This is a genomic window from Faecalibacterium sp. DFI.5.82, from assembly GCF_029076575.1.
In the GTDB taxonomy this organism is placed as follows: Bacteria; Bacillota; Clostridia; order Oscillospirales; family Ruminococcaceae; genus Faecalibacterium; species Faecalibacterium duncaniae.
On the sequence record NZ_JARFIS010001225.1, the window covers coordinates 1 to 255 of the forward strand.

The window sequence follows — 255 nt, forward strand, 5'->3', positions numbered from 1 at the left end:
CATATGAAAAACAACAGCCCGCAAAAGCACGCTTTCATTTCTTGTCTCATCTTGGTAACAGGAATATTGCTCGTGGTAATAGGCGCAATGACAACAAAGGAGTACAAAATCAACCTGTGCCTGTTAATCGGTGCAATAGTTGTTATTGGCGGCATTGTATATCATCTCATTATGATGAAATGTCCTTATTGTGGCTGCTCGCTTGTTGGTTATAGACCAATCCCTAAAGAGTGCCCAAAGTGTCATAAAAAGTTT

The 255-nt window shown here is 40.0% G+C and carries 1 protein-coding gene; it reads left to right on the top strand.

Features of this window, described 5'->3' with window-relative positions; genetic code table 11:
- On the top strand, positions 1–255 hold a 255-nt coding region (locus P0G09_RS20830), incomplete at both ends, for a hypothetical protein (protein ID WP_275253632.1).